Annotated in this window: 18 protein-coding genes; 11 read left to right on the top strand and 7 right to left on the bottom strand. The window is 61.5% G+C overall.

The annotated features are described in order from the left end of the window. Positions 1–5: 5 nt before the first annotated feature. The gene (locus M2394_RS18670) at positions 6–590 is read right to left on the bottom strand and encodes a nitroreductase family protein (protein ID WP_176995308.1); all 585 of its coding nucleotides are present in this window, start codon (positions 588–590) and stop codon (positions 6–8) included. 154 nt (positions 591–744) lie between these two features. On the opposite strand from M2394_RS18670, the gene M2394_RS18665 reads away from it, so the two are divergent. Beyond that, entirely contained in the window at positions 745–1,194 is a 450-nt protein-coding gene (locus tag M2394_RS18665; protein ID WP_003172524.1) for a YcgN family cysteine cluster protein, read from the top strand. A 14-nt stretch (positions 1,195–1,208) separates the two neighbouring features. Next, complete coding sequence (locus tag M2394_RS18660) at positions 1,209–2,429, top strand: hypothetical protein (RefSeq protein WP_259173476.1); 1,221 nt, start codon at positions 1,209–1,211, stop codon at positions 2,427–2,429. Between the two features lie 141 nt (positions 2,430–2,570). Here M2394_RS18660 and M2394_RS18655 read toward each other — a convergent pair whose 3' ends face one another. The 3 genes from M2394_RS18655 to M2394_RS18645 all read right to left on the bottom strand — a co-directional run bounded on the left by M2394_RS18655 (position 2,571) and on the right by M2394_RS18645 (position 4,489). Continuing rightward, the gene (locus tag M2394_RS18655; protein ID WP_259173475.1) at positions 2,571–2,912 is read right to left on the bottom strand and encodes a DUF2892 domain-containing protein; all 342 of its coding nucleotides are present in this window, start codon (positions 2,910–2,912) and stop codon (positions 2,571–2,573) included. A gap of 67 nt (positions 2,913–2,979) precedes the next feature. After that, positions 2,980–3,447, bottom strand: a complete 468-nt coding sequence (locus M2394_RS18650) for an RNA methyltransferase (protein WP_003189607.1) — start codon at positions 3,445–3,447, stop codon at positions 2,980–2,982. Between the two features lie 97 nt (positions 3,448–3,544). Further along, positions 3,545–4,489 carry a LysR family transcriptional regulator gene (locus tag M2394_RS18645; protein WP_178921568.1) on the bottom strand — a complete coding sequence of 315 codons (945 nt, stop codon included), beginning with the start codon at positions 4,487–4,489 and terminating at the stop codon, positions 3,545–3,547. Between the two features lie 189 nt (positions 4,490–4,678). Here M2394_RS18645 and M2394_RS18640 point away from each other — a divergent pair, with 189 nt between their 5' ends. From M2394_RS18640 to M2394_RS18610, 7 genes are read left to right on the top strand one after another with little or no spacing between them, the layout of a single operon-like run. Next, positions 4,679–6,325: a DUF1302 domain-containing protein gene (locus M2394_RS18640; RefSeq protein WP_178921566.1), complete on the top strand. Its 1,647-nt coding sequence runs from the start codon at positions 4,679–4,681 to the stop codon at positions 6,323–6,325. A gap of 38 nt (positions 6,326–6,363) precedes the next feature. Further along, the gene (locus tag M2394_RS18635) at positions 6,364–7,713 is read left to right on the top strand and encodes a DUF1329 domain-containing protein (protein ID WP_178921564.1); all 1,350 of its coding nucleotides are present in this window, start codon (positions 6,364–6,366) and stop codon (positions 7,711–7,713) included. Then, complete coding sequence (locus M2394_RS18630) at positions 7,713–8,756, top strand: YCF48-related protein (protein WP_178921562.1); 1,044 nt, start codon at positions 7,713–7,715, stop codon at positions 8,754–8,756. The genes M2394_RS18635 and M2394_RS18630 overlap by 1 nt, the downstream gene beginning before the upstream one ends. Continuing rightward, entirely contained in the window at positions 8,753–11,167 is a 2,415-nt protein-coding gene (locus M2394_RS18625; protein WP_178921560.1) for an RND family transporter, read from the top strand. Before M2394_RS18630 ends, M2394_RS18625 begins: the two co-directional genes overlap by 4 nt. Next, a complete protein-coding gene (locus tag M2394_RS18620; RefSeq protein ID WP_259173469.1) occupies positions 11,164–12,393 on the top strand; it encodes an MFS transporter in 1,230 nt (409 codons plus the stop codon). The genes M2394_RS18625 and M2394_RS18620 overlap by 4 nt, the downstream gene beginning before the upstream one ends. A gap of 35 nt (positions 12,394–12,428) precedes the next feature. Continuing rightward, positions 12,429–13,406: a fumarylacetoacetate hydrolase family protein gene (locus tag M2394_RS18615; RefSeq protein ID WP_259173468.1), complete on the top strand. Its 978-nt coding sequence runs from the start codon at positions 12,429–12,431 to the stop codon at positions 13,404–13,406. After that, a complete protein-coding gene (locus tag M2394_RS18610) occupies positions 13,403–14,191 on the top strand; it encodes a cyclase family protein (protein ID WP_178921554.1) in 789 nt (262 codons plus the stop codon). Before M2394_RS18615 ends, M2394_RS18610 begins: the two co-directional genes overlap by 4 nt. A gap of 117 nt (positions 14,192–14,308) precedes the next feature. Here M2394_RS18610 and M2394_RS18605 read toward each other — a convergent pair whose 3' ends face one another. After that, positions 14,309–14,683: a YajD family HNH nuclease gene (locus M2394_RS18605; protein ID WP_010212122.1), complete on the bottom strand. Its 375-nt coding sequence runs from the start codon at positions 14,681–14,683 to the stop codon at positions 14,309–14,311. A 98-nt stretch (positions 14,684–14,781) separates the two neighbouring features. Between M2394_RS18605 and M2394_RS18600 the strand changes: the two genes are divergently transcribed. After that, on the top strand, positions 14,782–15,702 hold the full coding sequence (locus tag M2394_RS18600) for a ParB/Srx family N-terminal domain-containing protein (protein WP_259173465.1): 921 nt from the start codon (positions 14,782–14,784) through the stop codon (positions 15,700–15,702). 131 nt (positions 15,703–15,833) lie between these two features. Here the strand turns inward: M2394_RS18600 and M2394_RS18595 are convergent, their stop codons facing one another. Then, positions 15,834–16,520: a spermidine synthase gene (locus tag M2394_RS18595; RefSeq protein ID WP_178921551.1), complete on the bottom strand. Its 687-nt coding sequence runs from the start codon at positions 16,518–16,520 to the stop codon at positions 15,834–15,836. Between the two features lie 78 nt (positions 16,521–16,598). Here M2394_RS18595 and M2394_RS18590 point away from each other — a divergent pair, with 78 nt between their 5' ends. Further along, on the top strand, positions 16,599–16,883 hold the full coding sequence (locus M2394_RS18590; protein ID WP_176995312.1) for a hypothetical protein: 285 nt from the start codon (positions 16,599–16,601) through the stop codon (positions 16,881–16,883). Here the strand turns inward: M2394_RS18590 and M2394_RS18585 are convergent. Continuing rightward, a complete protein-coding gene (locus M2394_RS18585; RefSeq protein WP_178921549.1) occupies positions 16,880–17,353 on the bottom strand; it encodes a cyclic nucleotide-binding domain-containing protein in 474 nt (157 codons plus the stop codon). The genes M2394_RS18590 and M2394_RS18585 overlap by 4 nt on opposite strands. Positions 17,354–17,371 lie beyond the last annotated feature (18 nt).

Raw genomic sequence — 17,371 nt, 5'->3', positions numbered from 1 at the left:
CGACATCAAAGGCTGAAATCACCTTCGGACACCAACTCGCTCAAGGGCCGACGTGGGCTCGGCGTTTCACGGCCTTGCAGGTACTCCGGCAAGGTCGACTTGTCACCCAGCTTGCCCACGGCCACGGCGGCGTGCAGCGCGTAGCCTTCGGGAATCTTCAACTCTTTGCGGGTCAGTTCCTGGTCGAAACCGGCCATGCCGTGGGTGTGCCAGCCGCTGAGGCTGGCTTGCAGCGCCAGGTGGCCCCAGGCCGAACCGGTGTCGAAGGTGTGCCACAGGGCCGGGGTTTCTTCGCTGGCGCCGGGGGCGGTGAAGTCGGTTTTCGAGGCGATGATCACCAGGGCCGACGCGTGTTGCGCCCAGCCACGGTTGAATTCATTGAGCAGGCCCAGGAAGCGCTCCCAGTCCGGCGTGTCGCGGCGCGCGTAGAGAAAACGCCAGGGCTGCGAGTTGTAGGCCGACGGCGCCCAGCGCGCGGCTTCGAAGAAGCTCAGCAGGGTTTCCTGGGAGATGGTTTCGCCGGTGAAGGCGCGGGGCGACCAGCGTTCGGTGAACTGGGTGTGGATCGGATAATCGGCAACACGTGTCATGGAGCAGTTCCTGATCGTCAATTCGGCGTTCAAAGCTACTGCGCGGCCACTAGACTGACAAGTGTTGTTACACCGCCAGTCGTAAGCGCTTGGCCCCGGGGGCCTCTGGCACTAGACTGGCGGCCTTTTCACCTACTGATACTGATGTAGAGCCATGGCCGCCAAAGTCGAACCTTTCTGGATACGCAAAACCCTCGAACACCTCGACCAGGAGGAATGGGAGTCGTTGTGCGACGGCTGCGGCCTGTGCTGCCTGCAAAAGCTCGAAGATGAAGACGACAACAGCGTCTATTACACGCGTATCGCCTGCAAACTGCTGGACCTCAAGACCTGCCAGTGCACCGACTACCCCAACCGTCGTGCGTCGGTGCCCGACTGCATCCAGCTCACCCCGGGCCAGGCCGACCAGTTCAAATGGCTGCCGCCGACCTGTGGTTACCGCCTGGTCAGCGAGCGCAAGGACTTGCCGCTGTGGCACCACCTGGTGTGTGGCGACCGCGACGCCGTGCACCACGAACGCATTTCCCAGTCCGGGCGCATGCTCAGCGAAGGCAGCGTGCCCGAAGATGACTGGGAGGATTACCTGATCTTCCGCGCGGGCTGAAAAAAGGAGTGTGTATGAGGCTGGGATCCAAGCTGGCGGCGACCCTGGTGCTGTTGTCGCTGAGCCTGCCGGGCTGGTGCGCGAAGAAAGTCGACCTCGATTATCACGTCAAGCTGCTGCCCCAGAGCGACCAGGCCGAAGTGCGCGTGAGCCTGTCCCAGGGCGCGGCCGTGCGCAGCCTCGACTTCGACCTGGGCCATGACGGTGACTACAGCGACTTCAAGGCCGACGGCCAGTGGAAAGTCACCGGCACCCGTGGCCTGTGGCAGCCCGGCGCGAGCAAGGCCAGCCTGACGTACCGCGTTCGCCTCACCCATGCACGCAAACCGGGTGTCTATGAAGCCCGCATGACGCCAAGCTGGGCGCTGTTCCGTGGCGAAGACCTGGTGCCGGCCGCACGGTTGGACCAGCAGGATGGGGTCGAGCTGGTGTCGCGGCTGGTGTTCGAGTTGCCGGCCGGCTGGAAAAGCGTCGAAACCGCCTGGCCACGTATCGGCAAGAACAAATTCCGCATCGACAACGTTTCGCGTCTGTTCGACCGGCCCACCGGCTGGATGCTTGCCGGCAACCTCGGCAGCCGGCGCGTGCGCCTTGGGGAAACCGAAGTCACCGTGACCTCGCCCAAGGGCCAGGCCATGCGCCGCATGGATGTGCTGACCCTACTGACGTTCGTCTGGCCCCAGGTGGAGGCGGCATTTCCGCGCCATCCGGCCAAACTGCTGGTGGTGGGTGCGAGTGACCCGATGCGCCGTGGCGTGTTCTCGTCACGGGACTCGATCTTCCTCAACAGCCGCACACCGCTGGTCAGCGAAAACGGCAGCAGCCCGTTGATCCGTGAGGTAGTGCAGGCGATAGGCCGCTTCAACGACCATGAAAGCAGTGACTGGATCAGCGAAGGTTTGGGTGAGTACTACGCCATTGAGTTACTGCGGCGTGCCGGTGGCATCACCGATGAACGGTATGCCGCGATCCAGACGCGCCTGAACCATGAGGGCAAGGACGTCACCACGCTGCGTGGCGAGCACGTCGGTGCGGCGACGGTTGCGCGTGCGGTGGTGGTGTTGCAGGAGTTGGACCGGGAGATCCGCGTGAAGACCCACAATAAGCGTTCACTGGATGACCTGGCCCAGGCGGTGATGCGCGCCAACAGCATCACCACGCCAGAGTTTGTGCAGTTGGCTGAAAGCATTATTGGCGAGTCGTCGGTGGTGCTGGATAGCAAATTACTGCGCTGATTCCAAACCTTGCACTATCCAATGTGGGAGCGGGCTTGCTCGCGAATGCGGTTTATCAGTTCAAGATGAGTTAACTGACACACCGTCTTCGCGAGCAAGCCCGCTCCCACATTTAGATCTCCATTGTTTGGACGATCCCTGTTAGCCAGTGGTTTTTTCAGCGGCCACTTCAGCCTTGGTCTTCAAGTTTTTCAACTCGGCACCCGCGCGTTCGATCTTCGTGCGCACGCTGTTCATTTCCTGGCGGCCCTGTTCCAGCTTGTCCTTGAGCGAGCTGTGCCCGGTAAAACCACGGGCCAGGGCCACGCCGCCGATCGCTACCTGGATCAAGCCGAAAATGCCGCCACGGCGCAGGCCTTTACCCACCATCATCACGCCACCGGCCACCGAGCCGATGCGTTCCCAGCCATGCACGTTCTGTGTCGGTGGGGTTTCAAACGGCGTGTGCTCGATGATAGGTCGCAGGGTTTTGCTGTCGCTCATGATCTGTCTCCAACAAGGGCAAAGGTAAACAGCTGACTGCCCGCAGGCGCCGGATGTTCCCTCAGAATCAGTATTTGGGGCCCGAACGGGTGTTGTTGCCCTTGGCCAGGCGGTCATAGAGCACCACGTTGACGGTCGCCGCGAGGTTCATGCAGCCGGTGGTCGGGATGTACACCACGTCTTCACACCAGTCACGGATCTCCTTGTCGAGGGAGCCGTCCTCAGGGCCGAAGATATACAGCGCGCGGTCCGGGTGGGTGTATTCGGGCAGCGGGCGGGCGCCCTCCACCAGTTCCACGGCGACGGGGATGCAGCCCAGGGGCAGGATCTTTTTCAGGTCATCGATGCCGATCAGCGGAATGTCGTGGTGGACCTTCTTGGTGTCGGTGATGAAGTCCCGGGCGCGCTCGTAACGCACGCCGGTGTAGAACACCGAGGCCACGCCGTAGCAGCCGGCGGCGCGCATCACCGAGCCAACGTTTTCGGGGGATTTGGGGTTGTACAGACCGATGCAGCTGTAGCGTTTATTGCCCACGGGGAAGGGTGCCTTGGAGAAAAAACGCGATTATACGGCCTGGAGGTGATGCGGTCTTGGACGATCGTTATGCAGCCAAGTACAAGGGTCGGACGCTCTAGCGTTGATTCGAGCGGTCTGGGCTACCTGCACGCAGGGTATATTCCGCAGCCAACTCCTGCAGCATATTGCGTATCCAGCGATGGGCTGGGTCGCTGTCGAGCACTTTATTCCACAGGGTGAATTCCCGTAGCAGTGGCATCTCAAACGGCGGCGTCAGGACACGTAACGACAGAAAGTCCTTGTACAGCGTCGCCAGGCTGCGGGGTATCACGGCCACCCGCTGAGTGCCTACCAGCAGATGCGGCACGGTGTTGAAGCTGCTGGTGGTCAGTTCCACCCGGCGGGCTTGGCCATAACCCTGCAGGATCTTTTCGCTGAAGCTCGGTTCGCGGGCGCTGCCGAAGTTGACCGCGATATGGCCCAACTTCAAATATTCTTCCAGGCTCAGGTGCTCGCCCACCAGGTTGTTTTGCGACCAGACCACGCACTGGTAGTCATCCTCGAATAACAATTCCTTGGCATGCAGGTCGGACAAGTACTGATCCGGCATGATCACAAAGTCCACTTCGCCTTGGGTCAGCATCTGGTTGTAGTGATCGGAGGCGTGCTGGATGTCCAGTGTGATATGCGGCGCACGTTGCTGCAGGCGCTGGGCCAGCGGCCCCAGAATTACCGTGGTCACGAAGTCGGTGGCAATCAGCTTGAAGTGCCGCTTGCAGGTCAGCGGGTCGAATTCGGGCTTGTTAACGATGGTCGACTGAATATCCAGCAACACTCGTCGCACGGGCTCCGTTAGCCCTTGGGCAAGCGGCGTAGGGAGCATCTTACGACCGACCTGCACCAGCAACTCATCATCAAAATAATCGCGCAGGCGCCCGAGCAACCCGCTGGCTGCTGACTGGCTGACGTTCAAACGCGCAGCGGCGCGGGTGATGTTTTGCTCGGTCAGCAGCGTGTCGAGCACCACCAGCAAGTTCAAATCCAAGTGATGAAAACGCATGGCCCTGCCCCCAGAAGAGTACGGCGCTTTGTATCACTTTTTTTGGATGGGTGGCATCCCGATAATCGATTGTTCGGATTGTTTGGCCGTCCCTATGATCGACCCAGAACCTGCAGGAGCGCAGCTTCGCAACAGACCTTTCAAGACAAAAATAACAAGTCAGAGGTTGGTACGATGAGACGGATACCTATGAGCGGCTGCCAAGCGACCGCCCTGGCCACCGCGCTGGCCGCAGTTGGCTGTTTGCCCCACGCGGGCGCTTTTGAAATCGACACTGGCGACTCCGACCTGCGCCTGCGGTGGGACAACACGCTCAAGTACAACGCCGCCTGGCGCGTCAAAGACCGTGACAGCAAGCTGGTGAGCGCGGTCAATCAGGACGACAGTGACCGCAATTTCAGCAAAGGCCTGATCTCCAACCGGGTGAACATCCTGTCGGAATTCGATGCGCGCTATAACAACTTCGGCGCACGCGTCAGCGCCGCCGGCTGGTACGACAACGTCTACGAAAACCGTAACGATAACGACTCGCCAGGCACTGCCAACCAGCGCTCCGTTAACTACGACCACTTTACCGACGACACCCGCAAACTGCATGGCAGCAATGCCGAGATCCTCGACGCGTTTGTATTCGGCAAGGGCAACATCGGCGAGCTGCCCAGCAGCTTCCGGCTGGGGCGCCATACCGTGCTGTGGGGCGAAAGCCTGTTCTTCGGCGCCAACGGCATCGCGGCGGGGCAAGCGCCCGTGGATATCATCAAGGCCACCTCGGTGCCCAACACACCGTTCAAGGAACTGATTCGCCCGGTCAATCAGTTCTCCGGGCAGATCCAATTGCGGCCCAATGTTTCGGTGGCGGCGTATTACCAGTTTGCCTGGGAAGAGAATCGCATCCCGGCGGTGGGCAGCTATTTTTCCACCTCGGATGCCGTGGGTGAAGGCGGCGAACGCTTGATTGTCGGCGGTCCGATTGGCCCCAATCGGCAACCGCTGGCGTTCTTTCGCGGCAAGGACATCAAGCCCGACGACAAGGGCCAGTACGGCCTGTCGCTGCGTTTTTCCCCGGAAGACTGGAACACCGACTTCGGCCTCTACGCCATCCGTTACCACGCCAAAGACCCGATGATTTACACCCATGCCAACCCCACCGGGCCGAATGTTCAGACCGGCCAGTTGGGCGATTACGAACTGGTGTATGCCGAAGGCATTCGTGCGTATGGCGCCAGTTTCAGCACCTCGGTGGGCGATGCCAATGTCGCCGGCGAAGTGTCGGTACGGCGCAATACGCCGCTGGTCAGTCTGTCCCAGGCCAACCCCACTGGCCTTGGCGACAACGACAGCCACGCGCTGTATGCGGTCGGCAACTCGCTGCACGCGCAACTCTCCAGCCTCTATTCGTTTAACAGCAACGGCTTTTGGGATTCCGCCAGCCTGGCCGGCGAAGTGGCCTGGCACCGACGCACCAGCATCACCAAAAACGCTGCCGCGCTGGACCCCAACAGTGAACGCGATGCCTGGGGATTGCGCATGAGCTTCACGCCGAATTTTTTCCAGGTGTATCCCGGTGTCGACCTGAGTGTGCCACTGGGGCTGGGCTACAACCCCAAGGGGCGTTCTTCGGTGATCAGCAAGTTCAACAACGGCGTGGGCGACAAGGGCGGCGACGTCAGCGTGGGCCTGCAGCTCGAGTACCTGCAAACTTGGAAGGCCGGCCTCAACTACACGCACTACATCGGTGGCGCCGACAACTTCCTCGACAGCCGCAATGCCAACACCTACGGGCAACCGCTCAAGGACCGCGACTTTATTGCCTTCACCGTCCAGCGGTCGTTCTGAACACAGCAGCACAACAACAATAAACAGAGGTGCGTTTCATGAAACTCCAACCGTTGATGCTTGCGGGTCTGCTGGTGGCCGTTGCGCCCTCCGCCTGGGCGGCGACCGAGGCCCAGGCCCAGCTACTCAAGTCCACGCTGACCCCGCTGGGCGCCGAGCGCGCCGGCAATGCCGATGGCAGCATTCCTGCGTGGGACAAGGGCTTTACCCAAGTGCCGGCTGGCGTCAACCCGGGGCCGCGGCTGCCGGACTACTTTGCCGCTGACAAACCGCTGTACTCGGTTACCCCACAGAACGTTGCGCAGTACGCCGACAAGCTCAGCGACGGGCAAAAAGCACTGTTCGCCAAATACCCGACCTACCGGATCGACGTGTACCCGAGCCGGCGCACGGCTGCCGCACCGCAATGGGTCTACGACAACACGCTGAAAAACGCCACCAGCGCGCACCTCACCAGCCAGGGCAACACCCTGGAAGGCGCCAGCGGCGGTATTCCATTTCCCATTCCCACCACCGGCGCCGAGGTGATCTGGAACCATCACTTGAGCTGGCGTGGCGTGGCGTGGAAGAACGACTACAACGTGTACGTGATTACCGCCAGCGGCCAGCGCATCTTGTCCGCTACCGTGCAGGCACAGCGCGAGATGCCGTACTACTTCCAGGACGGTAAATCCGAATACAAAGGCGTGTACTGGATGACCCGCCTGGTCAACCTCGGCCCGCCGCAGCGTGCCGGTGAAGCGCTGCTGGGACGCGAACCGCTGGATTACGCCAGCGGCGGCCCGCAATCCTGGGTCTATCTGGCCGGCCAGCGCCGGGTGCGCAAACTGCCGGTGTCGTCCTATGACACGCCAACGCCCACCAGCTCCGGCGTCGCCAACTTCGACGAAGTTTCGGTATTCACCGGCCCGCTGGACCGTTACGACTGGAAGATCGTCGGCAAGCAAGAAATGCTGATTCCCTACAACAGCAACAAAATTTTGCAACCGGCCAAGGATGATGCGGTCCTCAGTGAACGCTTCCTCAACCCCGACCACATGCGTTGGGAACTGCACCGCGTATGGGTGATTGAAGGCAACTTGGTTGCCGGCAAACGCCACAGCATGCCCAAGCGCCGGCTGTACGTAGACGAAGACACCTGGATGGCGGTTTTGGGGGACAGCTGGGACGCCAACCACCAGTTGTGGCGCACCTATTTTCAACTGCCGTACCTGATGCCGCAGTTGCCTGGCCTGGTGCGCGGCTTGTACGGCCAGTACGACCTGCAGACCGGCGCGTGGATGGCACACAACGTGGTCACCGAAAAACGTGTGCACAACGACGTGGTTGCGCCGTTTCCTGACAGTGATTTCAGCCCGGACGGCCTGGCTGCCGACGGGGTGCGTTGATGCCTCGTTATTACTACTGGCTGGCGCTGGGCCTGCTCGGCGCCAGCCTGGCAACCCAGGCCAGTGAAGCATCGGTCAGCGATGTTTTATTGCGCCCGGCTCTCAAGGTGAGCGCGCCGCAACAAGCGGTGTTGATCGACATCACCCGCGCCGGCACGCGGCTGGTCGCTGTCGGCGAGCAAGGTCTGATTCTGCTCTCGGACGACAACGGCCGGCACTGGCGCCAGGCCGCGGTGCCTGCCAGTGTGAGTCTCACGTCGGTGAGCTTTGTGTCTGCCTTGCAAGGCTGGGCGGCAGGGCATGCGGGCGTGGTGTTGCACACTGTCGATGGCGGTGAGCGCTGGACCCTGCAACTGGACGGCAAACAGTCAGCCCAGCGGGTGCTCGATGCCGTGCCCTCCGGCAACCGGCAGCAACTCAACATTGCCCAACGGTTTGTCGCCGACGGTGCCGACAAACCCTGGCTGGCGGTCCATTTCAGCAACGAGCGCGAAGGCATCGTGGTGGGCGCCTTTGGCCTGATCCTGCACACCAGCGACGGCGGCGCCACCTGGCAGTCGTGGGTCGATCGCCTGCCCAATCCGGCCGGCAACCACCTGTATGCAATCGCCACCCAGGGCCTGCGCATCTACATTGTTGGCGAGCAGGGCACCATATGGACATCGGCGGACGGCGGCGCGAGTTTCATCCGCTTGAGCAGCCCCTATGACGGCAGTTTTTTTGCCTTGGATGTGTCCCCTGACGGTGATGTTCTCGTGGCGGGATTGAAGGGCAATGTATGGCGCAGCAACGATCAAGGTGTGCACTGGCAAGCCGCGCCAAACCCATTTAACAGCAGTGTCATGTCGGCCCGCTCGCTGGGCAGGGCGGGCGTAATGCTCGCCGACCAGAGCGGTCACCTGTTACTCAGCACGCCAGGAGCTGCGCTGCGTGAGCAAGGCGTATCGGCAGCTGTGTCGTCATTTATCCAAGCGGCGGACGGACAATGGATCACGGTCGGCGCACGGGGCATCCAGCGCGTGGAACAGGTGAACGTGCAATGACCGATCTCAGTCATCCTGGCGAACAGAGTCTCAAGGCATTTGATCGGCGTTCCGGTTCGCTGGTCGAACGTGCGCTGTTCAACCATCGTGCGTGGGTGCTCTGGCTGTGCCTGCTGCTGACCCTCGGCCTCGGTGCCGCGAGCACGCGCCTTGGGCTTAACGCCAGCTTCGAAAAAATGATCCCTACCGGGCATCCCTACATCGCCAACTACCTGGCCAATCAACCAGAGCTTACTGGCCTGGGCAACGCCGTGCGTATTGCCGTAGAGGCCCCCGGCGGTTCGATCTACGACGCGCACTACCTGGAGCTGCTGGCACGCCTCAATGACAAAGTGTTCCTGTTGCCGGGTGTCGACCGGCCTTTCATGAAGTCGTTGTGGACCCCCAACATGCGCTGGATGGCCGTGACCGAAGAGGGCGTGGAAGGCGGCCGGGTGATCCCTGACGACTACGACGGTTCGCCCGACAGCCTCGACACCGTGCGCCGCAACGCTGCGCGCTCGGGTGAGATCGGCCAGACGATTGCCGTCGACGGCCGCAGCAGCCTGATCTTCGTGCCCTTGATGGACATCGACGCGCAAACCGGCAAGCCGTTGGACTACAGCGCCTTGTCACAACAATTGGAGCGACTGCGCACTGAATTCCAGGCCCAGGGTCTGACCCTGCACATCACTGGTTTCGTCAAAGTGGTGGGCGACCTGATCGAGGGCTTGCGCCAGGTGCTGCTGTTTTTTGCAGCAGCGATTGTGATTGCCACGCTGATGCTTTACGCGTTCACCCGCTGTCTGCGCAGCACGTTGCTGGTGATGGCCTGTTCGTTGGTCGCTGTGGTTTGGCAACTGGGCCTGGTGGCGTTGCTCGGGTTTGAACTTGACCCGTATTCGGTGCTGGTACCGTTTCTGGTGTTGGCCATCGGCATGAGCCATGGCGCACAGAAAATGAACGGCATCATGCAAGACATCGGGCGCGGCATGCACCGCCTGGTGGCGGCGCGCTTCACCTTTCGACGGCTGTTTCTTGCCGGTCTCACCGCGTTGCTGTGTGACGCGGTGGGTTTCGGCGTGCTGATGCTGATCGACATCCAGGTGATTCAAGACCTGGCATTGATCGCCAGCATCGGCGTCGCGGTGCTGGTGTTCACCAACCTGATCCTGCTGCCGATCCTGCTCAGTTATTGCGGGGTCAGCGCCCGTGCAGCCGTGCGCAGCCTGCGCAGTGAAGACGCCGCCCTGTGCGGGAAAAAGCATGCGTTGTGGGCGTTTCTGGACCGCTTCACCCAGCGCCGCTGGGCGACGGTCACGCTGATCGTCAGCGCGTTGCTCGGCGGTGGCGGCTGGTGGATCAGCCAGCAACTGCAAGTCGGTGACCTGGACGCCGGCGCGCCAGAGTTGCGCGCCGACTCGCGCTACAACCGCGACAACGGTTTTATGGTGGCGCATTACGGCGCCAGCAGCGATGTGTTCGCGGTCATCGTGCGTACGCCTGACAACGCGTGCTCCGACTACACCACGTTGATGCGTGTTGATGCACTGGAGTGGCGCTTGCGCCAACTGCCGGGCGTGGAGGCCACGGCGTCACTGGCGAGCCTCAACCGCAGCCTGTTGGTGGGCATGAGCGAGGGTAACCCGAAGTGGTATGACCTGACGCAGAACCAGGCGCTGCTTAATTCGATCACCGGGCGTGCGCCGCGTGAGTTGTTCAATCAAAGCTGCAACACCCTCACGCTTTACACCTACTTGCGCGACCACAAGGCGGTGACGCTCACCCGATTGGTGAATGAAGTTGAAGCGTTTGCCCAGGCCAACAACACCGCAGACGTGAAGTTTTTACTGGCTGCTGGCAATGCCGGTATCGAAGCCGCCACCAACATTGTGGTCAAGCAGGCCAATCACGACATGCTGTATTGGGTGTACGGCGCGGTCATCGTGCTGTGCCTGCTGACTTTCCGTTCGGTAGCGGCCGTGATTTGCGTGGTGCTTCCGCTGATGCTTACTTCGATTTTGTGCGAAGTGCTGATGGTGTGGCTGGGCATCGGCGTCAAGGTCGCGACCTTGCCGGTGATTGCGCTGGGCGTGGGCATCGGCGTGGATTACGCGCTTTACGTGATGAGCATTCTGCTGGCGCGACGCAAAGCCGGAGACAGCCTGTCCCAGGCGTATTACCAGGCCCTGCTGTTCACCGGCAAAGTGGTGATGCTCACCGGCGTCACCCTGGCCGTTGGCGTGGCCACTTGGGCGTTTTCGCCGATCAAGTTCCAGGCGGATATGGGTATTTTGCTGGCGTTCATGTTTTTGCTGAACATGGTCGGCGCACTGGTGCTGCTGCCGGCCCTGGCGCACTTTCTGCTGCCCGCGCCGGCAGCAGCTGTCACGTCTGAACACTCGATAACAACAACAGGAAAAACCTCATGAGTCAGTTCTCGCAAGCCGCTCCCGTGCCGCGTCGGCGCGGTTCGGGCGCATTGTTGTTGCTCGGCAGTTGCCTGCCGGTGCTGGGCGGCGTGTTGATTGCGCCGGTGTTGCCGCGCATCGCCGAACAATTTGCCGGCACGGCCAATGTCGGGCTGCTGGTGCCCATCGTGCTGACATTGCCGGCGCTGATGATCGCGCTGTTTTCACCGTTCGCCGGCTGGCTCTCCGACCGCATCGGGCGTAAGCGTCTGCTGGTGTTGGCGATGCTGCTGTATGGCATCTGCGGGCCGTTGCCGCTGGTGCTGGATGGCCTTGACGCGATCCTGCTCAGCCGAGCTGGGTTGGGGCTGGCCGAGGCGGCCATCATGACCTGCTGCACGGCGTTGATCGGCGACTACTACGACGGTCGTGAGCGCGTGCAATTGCTGTCGTGGCAGACCATCGTTACGTCGCTCTCGGCGACCGCGTTTTTCATGCTTGGCGGGTTTATCGGCGAGCACGGTTGGCGCGTGCCGTTTGCGTTATACATCGTCGGCCTGGTGTTTGCGCCACTGATGCATTGGGTGCTCAGAGAGCCATTACGCCGTGTCAGTGCTGCGCTTGCGGTGCCGCACACAGGGGCGTTTCCAGTGCGCTCACTGTCGGTGATTTGCGCCATGACGCTGTTGGTTGCGCTGGGCTTTTTTATCGTGCCGGTACAAACCGGGTTCCTACTGGAGCACATCGGCATCGACTCGCCGCAGCGCATCGGCATGGCAATTGGCTTGGGCCATTCGGCGGTGTTTCTGGGCGCAATACTGTTCCGTCGCCTGAGTCGGTTCGGGCCTGGGTTGCTGCTGGCGCTGGGGTTCTTGATCTCCAGCGCCGGCATCCTGCTGCTGGCCAATGCCGTGGATTACCGCACGGCGATCATCGCGGTCATGGTCAACGGTCTGGGGGGCGGCCTGGCATTGCCGACGGTGCTGAGTTGGGCGCTATCGACCTTGAGTATCGAACATCGCGGCAAGGGTACCGGCCTGTTCAATGCAGGTTTTTTTGGTGGCCAGTTTGCCAGTCCGTTATTAGTGATGGCCTTGTCCGGCGTGGCGGGCGGTCGCGTCGGCGCCGTGGCACTGGTGGGCTGGGGCCTATTGCTGGCGGCGCTGGTAGCGTTGATTGCGCCTTGGATAGCAGGCAAGCGGTTGCTGGATCCGATTCAGGTCGCCAATGACGTGGTACTGCATTGACCCGACCGCTGTTTACCCTTCAGAAGGATGCACCGATGAAACTCGCTACGTTAAAAAATGGCCAGCGTGACGGCCAGTTAGTGGTGGTCTCCCGGGACTTGCGCCAAGCCGTGATCGCGCAGCCGTTCACCACTTTGCAGCAAGCCCTGGAAAACTGGGCACACGCCGAGCCGGTCTTGAGCCAGCAATATCAAGCACTCAACCAGGGCCAGGTGCCCGAGGCGTTTGCCTTTGACCCGGTCGCTGCCGCTGCGCCGCTGCCGCGAGCCTATCAGTGGTGTGATGGTTCGGCGTTTCTCAATCATGCGCACCTGCTGCAAAAGGCCTTTGACCTGGCGCCGATGAAAGACGAACGCATCCCCTTGATGTACCAGGGCGCCAGCGATGACTTCCTCGGCCCGAGGGATGACGTGCCGTTGCCGGAGGTGAATCACAACATCGACTTTGAGGGAGAGTTTGCGGTGATCCTCGACGAAGTGCCGATGGGCTGCCCTGTCGAGCAGGCGTTGCAATACGTGCGGCTGGTGTTGCTCGTCAACGATGTGAGCCTGCGCGGGTTTCTGCTGCATGAGGTGAGCACCGGCTTCGGTTTTTTGCAGGCTAAGCCCTCGTCGAGTTTTTCGCCTGTGGCCGTTACCCCGCACGCACTCGGCAGTGCCTGGCGCAACGGGCGCGTGTGCTTGCCGTTGACCGTCACGTGGAACCAGAATTGGTTCGGCTCACCGAATGGCGCCGAAATGAGTTTCAGCTTTGCCGACCTGATCGCCCACGCCGCGCGCACCCGGCGTTTGCGTGCCGGGACCATTATCGGCTCAGGTACCGTGTCCAACCTTGACTGTGCGGCAGGTTCGGCGTGCATCAGCGAGCGTCGCGCCATCGAGATGATTGAGCATGGCAAGCCGCTGACCGGGTTCATGAACTTTGGCGACCGCATTCGCATCGAGGCGCTGGACGGCGACGACCAGTCGGTGTTCGGCGCCATCGACCAACGTGTGGTGGAGGCTTCTTCATGAGTGCGCGCCAACGTCGCCTGGTGGACTTATCCGTCGTCCTCGAAAACAACCCCTACACCGACCCACCGCCGTTACTGCCAAAAATCGAATACATCGATCATCAAGCCGGGGAAGCAGAGTTGCTGGCAATGTTCCCGGGCCTGCGCATCGAAGACATGCCGGGCCAGGAGGCCTGGGCCGCAGAACGCCTGAACATCACCACCCACAGTGGCACGCACATGGATGCGCCTTGGCATTACGCGTCCACCACCGACGGCGGCAAGCCCGCCTATGGCATTGATGAGTTGCCGCTGGACTGGTGCCTGCGACCGGGAGTGAAACTCGATTTTCGGCATTTCGCGGACGGGCACGTAGTGACCGCTGCCGAGATAGAGGCCGAACTCAAGCGCATCGACTACGTGCTGCAGCCGCTGGACATCGTGCTGGTGAACACCCGTGCCGGCGCGTTGTTCGGGCAGCCGGGTTATCTCGATGCGGGCGTGGGCATAGGTCGGGAAGGCACCCTTTATCTACTGGAGCGCGGCGTGCGCGTGGTGGGCACCGACGCGTGGAGTTGGGACGCACCGTTCAGTCACACCCGCGCGCGGTTTGCCGCCACCGGCGACAGTTCGTTGATCTGGGAAGGGCACAAGGCCGGGCGCGATATTGGCTACGGGCAGATGGAAAAACTCGCCAACCTGGAAGCGCTACCGGCCTTCGGTTTCGAGGTGTCGTGTTTTCCCTACAAGATCAAACACGCGTCGGCCGGATTTGTGCGGGCAGTCGCGATCTTTGAGGAGGACTAGGGCGATCGCTATCGCAGGCAAGCCAGCTCCCACAAGGGAACGCATTCCAATTGTGGGAGCTGCGGTGCGACGATTCGACTTGCCTGCGATGAGGTCAGAACAGGCGATGAAGAGCGTTCAGTCGTCCTTCTTCATCAACCCCGCCAACGCCGCAAACGGGTTATGCGTGGCCTTGGCAATCGTCGGGCTGCTGGTGGAGCCGTCGCCGAAGTACTGCTGGTCGGTGTAGCGCGAGTGCTCGTTGTCGTGGCAATACAGGCACAGCAACTCCCAGTTGGAGCCATCCTGGGGATTGTCATCATGGTTGTGGTTGCGGTGGTGTACCGTCAGTTCGCTCAGGCGCTTGCCTGAGAACTCACGGGCGCAGCGGCCGCACACGTGGGGGTACATCTTCAAGGCTTTGTCGCGGTAGCCCATTTCCCGGTCGCGCTGGGCATCGGCAAGGATGCGGTCCAGCTTGGCGGTGTGGGAGGGCGGGTTGGTCGAGCTCATCATGGCTCCTGGCTATTTGGGGGTTCACGGATAGGGTTGATTCTAGCCGCTTGCGCTGCACTTGACTGCTTCACTTTACAGATAAGGATCTGAAACTCATGCGTCTGCCTTCATGGATTGTTGCGTTACTGCTGTGTGCTGTTACCGCCCAGGCCCAGGCGTTTTCCACGCCCAAGCCCGGCCAGGTGATCGAGGTGGCCCTCGACCAGCTGCACCCCACCCAGGCCGTGGTGGGGTTTGACCAGATCTACTACAGCCTGGGCCTGTTCGCTGACAAACCGGCCAAGGTCTTCGACGAATACTGTGAAACCAATGGCCAGGGCACGGCTGACAAGGTGCCGAAAAAAGCCGACCTGCACACACCCGACAGTTTCACCTGCAAGGACCCGGTGGGCACCCACCCCGACGACATGAAAACCGTGGTGGTCGGCCCGGCCGGCCAGCTGTATCTGACCGATGGTCACCACAGCTTCACCACCCTGTGGGAAGTGCCCGGTGGTGGCCCGCAATTGAAAATGTGGGTGAAAGTGACGGACGACTTCAGCAACAGCCCGGACATGGCCACCTTCTGGCGCCGCATGGAGGCCGCGCGCAAGGTGTGGCTCAAGGACAACCGGGGCCAGACGTTGCCACCCGAGCAACTGCCGGTGCACCTGGGCTTCAAGAACCTGCAGGACGACACCTTCCGCAGCCTGGTGTATTTCACCCGCAAGGCGGCCTACGGCAAGCCGGACGATGGCGCGATTGCGCCGGAATTCCTGGAGTTCTACTGGGGTAACTGGCTGCGCACCCAGATCGACCTGAGCGCGTACAACCTGGGCAAGAAGGGCGGCTACAAGGACGCCATCGAGGCAGTCGCCAAGCGCATGGTCAGCCTGGCGCCGGGTTCGCAGGTGGGGGACAGCGGGTTCACCGCCCATCAACTGGGCGGGATGACCCAGTTGGACCGGGATGAACTGGAAAAGACCTTCGACAAAAAAGTGCCGTACGTGATCGATTACCGCAAATCCCGAAACTGAGGCAGGACGAAATGTGGGAGCGGGCTTGCTCGCGAATACGGTGTGTCAGCCGGCACATCTGGTGGCTGATGCTCCGCATTCGCGAGCAAGCCCGCTCCCACACGGGACCTGTGGTGTTTGGTGAATCGTGTTCAGCCTTTGAGCTTCTCGGCGATCCAGATGGTATGCCGGGTGCCCTTGTTGCCATGGGCGAACACCTGCACTTCTTCGGCCTTGAAACCCGCCTTGCGCAGTTTGTCGCTGAACAGTTTGTCGGCGCTGGCCGACCACACGGCCAACACGCCCTTGGGGCGCAAGGCCTTGGCACAGGCCGCCAGGCCACCGGCGGAGTAGAGCCAACTGTTGGCCTTTTGCGTGAGGCCTTCGGGGCCGTTGTCCACGTCCAGCATGATCGCGTCAAACCCCTGGGGCTCGGTTTGCAGCACCTTGGCCACGTCTTCCATGCGGATCACGGTGCGTGGGTCCAGCAGTGGCCGACCGGATTTTTCTCCCAGGGGGCCACGGTTCCACTCCACCACGCCCGGCACCAATTCAGCGACAACCACCTCGGCTGTCTTGCCCAAATGCTTGAGTGCCGACGCCAGGGTAAAGCCCATGCCCAGCCCGCCGATCAACACCCTTGAACCCGGGCGCCCGGCAACCTTGCGGCAGGGGATTTCCGCCAGCGCGTCTTCGGAACCGTGCATGCGCGTGTTCATCAACTGGCCGCCGTCACCGCCCTGGATCTTGATGACAAAATCCTCACCGTATTCGAACAGGCACAAGGCACCGCCGTTGTCGGGGATCGGGGTGGTGTCCAGCAGAACGAAACGTTTCATGGAAATCTCATTGGGAAGGGCATTCTTGCGCGGTTGGGAGTAGCCTTACGACATTCCGGTCAGGCCATGGAGCCATCGATGAAGTGCAGCATTCTAACGGTCATTGTGCTTGGCGCGCTCACATTGGGTGCGGCGCAGGCTCAAGAGGTGCAAAGCGTGCCGGTCGCACCCGCGCCAACCCCAGGCGCCCCGGGCACGCCGACCCCAACCTTGTACCCACAAGTCACCCCGCCGGTCGCGCCAAAGGCCACGGCCAACGGTTCACCGGCACTGGTGCCCATCGTGTTGCCCACGCCGCCTAAAGATCAAACCGTGCCGGGCCTGCTGCAGAACGACAGCAAGCCAAAGACCCCGGGCGGTTAAAACTGTTGCGACAACAGTTGCCCGTCGGCCATGCGCAGGCGCTTGGACAGGGCAATGGCGATGGCACGGATGATCTTGGCGGCGACCCTGGGCGCTTCGTTGAGCATTTTTTCCAGGGAGTCCTTGCCCAGGTTCAACAGCACGCACTCACTGGCGGCCACGCAACTGGCTGAACGGCGCTCGCCGTCGAGCACCGCCATTTCGCCGAAGGCCCGACCGCTGCGCAGGGTGGCGATGGTCACGCGTTGGCCGTCGTGATGGGTTTTCTGCACGGCCACCTGGCCGCTATGGATGATGCACATGAACGTGCCGGCATCGCCTTCGAGGAAGATCACTTCATCGCGGGCAATGCTGCTGATATTGAAGTAGCCCGCAGCCACATGAAAATCTTCCGGCAGCAGCGGGTCAAACAGCCCGCAGTCCATCAGCATGTCGCGGATTTCGTTATTCAGTAAGGTCGGTTGTGGCATGGCTGCAATCTGGGTCCA

Source organism: Pseudomonas sp. BIGb0164, assembly GCF_024810135.1.
Lineage (GTDB): Bacteria > Pseudomonadota > Gammaproteobacteria > Pseudomonadales > Pseudomonadaceae > Aquipseudomonas.
This window is presented reverse-complemented; position numbering and strand designations above follow the sequence as displayed.

Coding starts and splice junctions, on each gene's coding strand:
- M2394_RS18645 (WP_178921568.1), bottom strand. CDS start 4,489: ATGCGTTTTCATCACTTGGATTTGAACTTGCTGGTGGTGCTCGACACG.
- M2394_RS18605 (WP_010212122.1), bottom strand. CDS start 14,683: ATGAGCTCGACCAACCCGCCCTCCCACACCGCCAAGCTGGACCGCATC.
- M2394_RS18590 (WP_176995312.1), top strand. CDS start 16,599: ATGAAGTGCAGCATTCTAACGGTCATTGTGCTTGGCGCGCTCACATTG.
- M2394_RS18615 (WP_259173468.1), top strand. CDS start 12,429: ATGAAACTCGCTACGTTAAAAAATGGCCAGCGTGACGGCCAGTTAGTG.
- M2394_RS18660 (WP_259173476.1), top strand. CDS start 1,209: ATGAGGCTGGGATCCAAGCTGGCGGCGACCCTGGTGCTGTTGTCGCTG.
- M2394_RS18670 (WP_176995308.1), bottom strand. CDS start 590: ATGACACGTGTTGCCGATTATCCGATCCACACCCAGTTCACCGAACGC.
- M2394_RS18665 (WP_003172524.1), top strand. CDS start 745: ATGGCCGCCAAAGTCGAACCTTTCTGGATACGCAAAACCCTCGAACAC.
- M2394_RS18635 (WP_178921564.1), top strand. CDS start 6,364: ATGAAACTCCAACCGTTGATGCTTGCGGGTCTGCTGGTGGCCGTTGCG.
- M2394_RS18585 (WP_178921549.1), bottom strand. CDS start 17,353: ATGCCACAACCGACCTTACTGAATAACGAAATCCGCGACATGCTGATG.
- M2394_RS18595 (WP_178921551.1), bottom strand. CDS start 16,520: ATGAAACGTTTCGTTCTGCTGGACACCACCCCGATCCCCGACAACGGC.
- M2394_RS18655 (WP_259173475.1), bottom strand. CDS start 2,912: ATGAGCGACAGCAAAACCCTGCGACCTATCATCGAGCACACGCCGTTT.
- M2394_RS18630 (WP_178921562.1), top strand. CDS start 7,713: ATGCCTCGTTATTACTACTGGCTGGCGCTGGGCCTGCTCGGCGCCAGC.
- M2394_RS18620 (WP_259173469.1), top strand. CDS start 11,164: ATGAGTCAGTTCTCGCAAGCCGCTCCCGTGCCGCGTCGGCGCGGTTCG.
- M2394_RS18625 (WP_178921560.1), top strand. CDS start 8,753: ATGACCGATCTCAGTCATCCTGGCGAACAGAGTCTCAAGGCATTTGAT.
- M2394_RS18610 (WP_178921554.1), top strand. CDS start 13,403: ATGAGTGCGCGCCAACGTCGCCTGGTGGACTTATCCGTCGTCCTCGAA.
- M2394_RS18600 (WP_259173465.1), top strand. CDS start 14,782: ATGCGTCTGCCTTCATGGATTGTTGCGTTACTGCTGTGTGCTGTTACC.
- M2394_RS18640 (WP_178921566.1), top strand. CDS start 4,679: ATGAGCGGCTGCCAAGCGACCGCCCTGGCCACCGCGCTGGCCGCAGTT.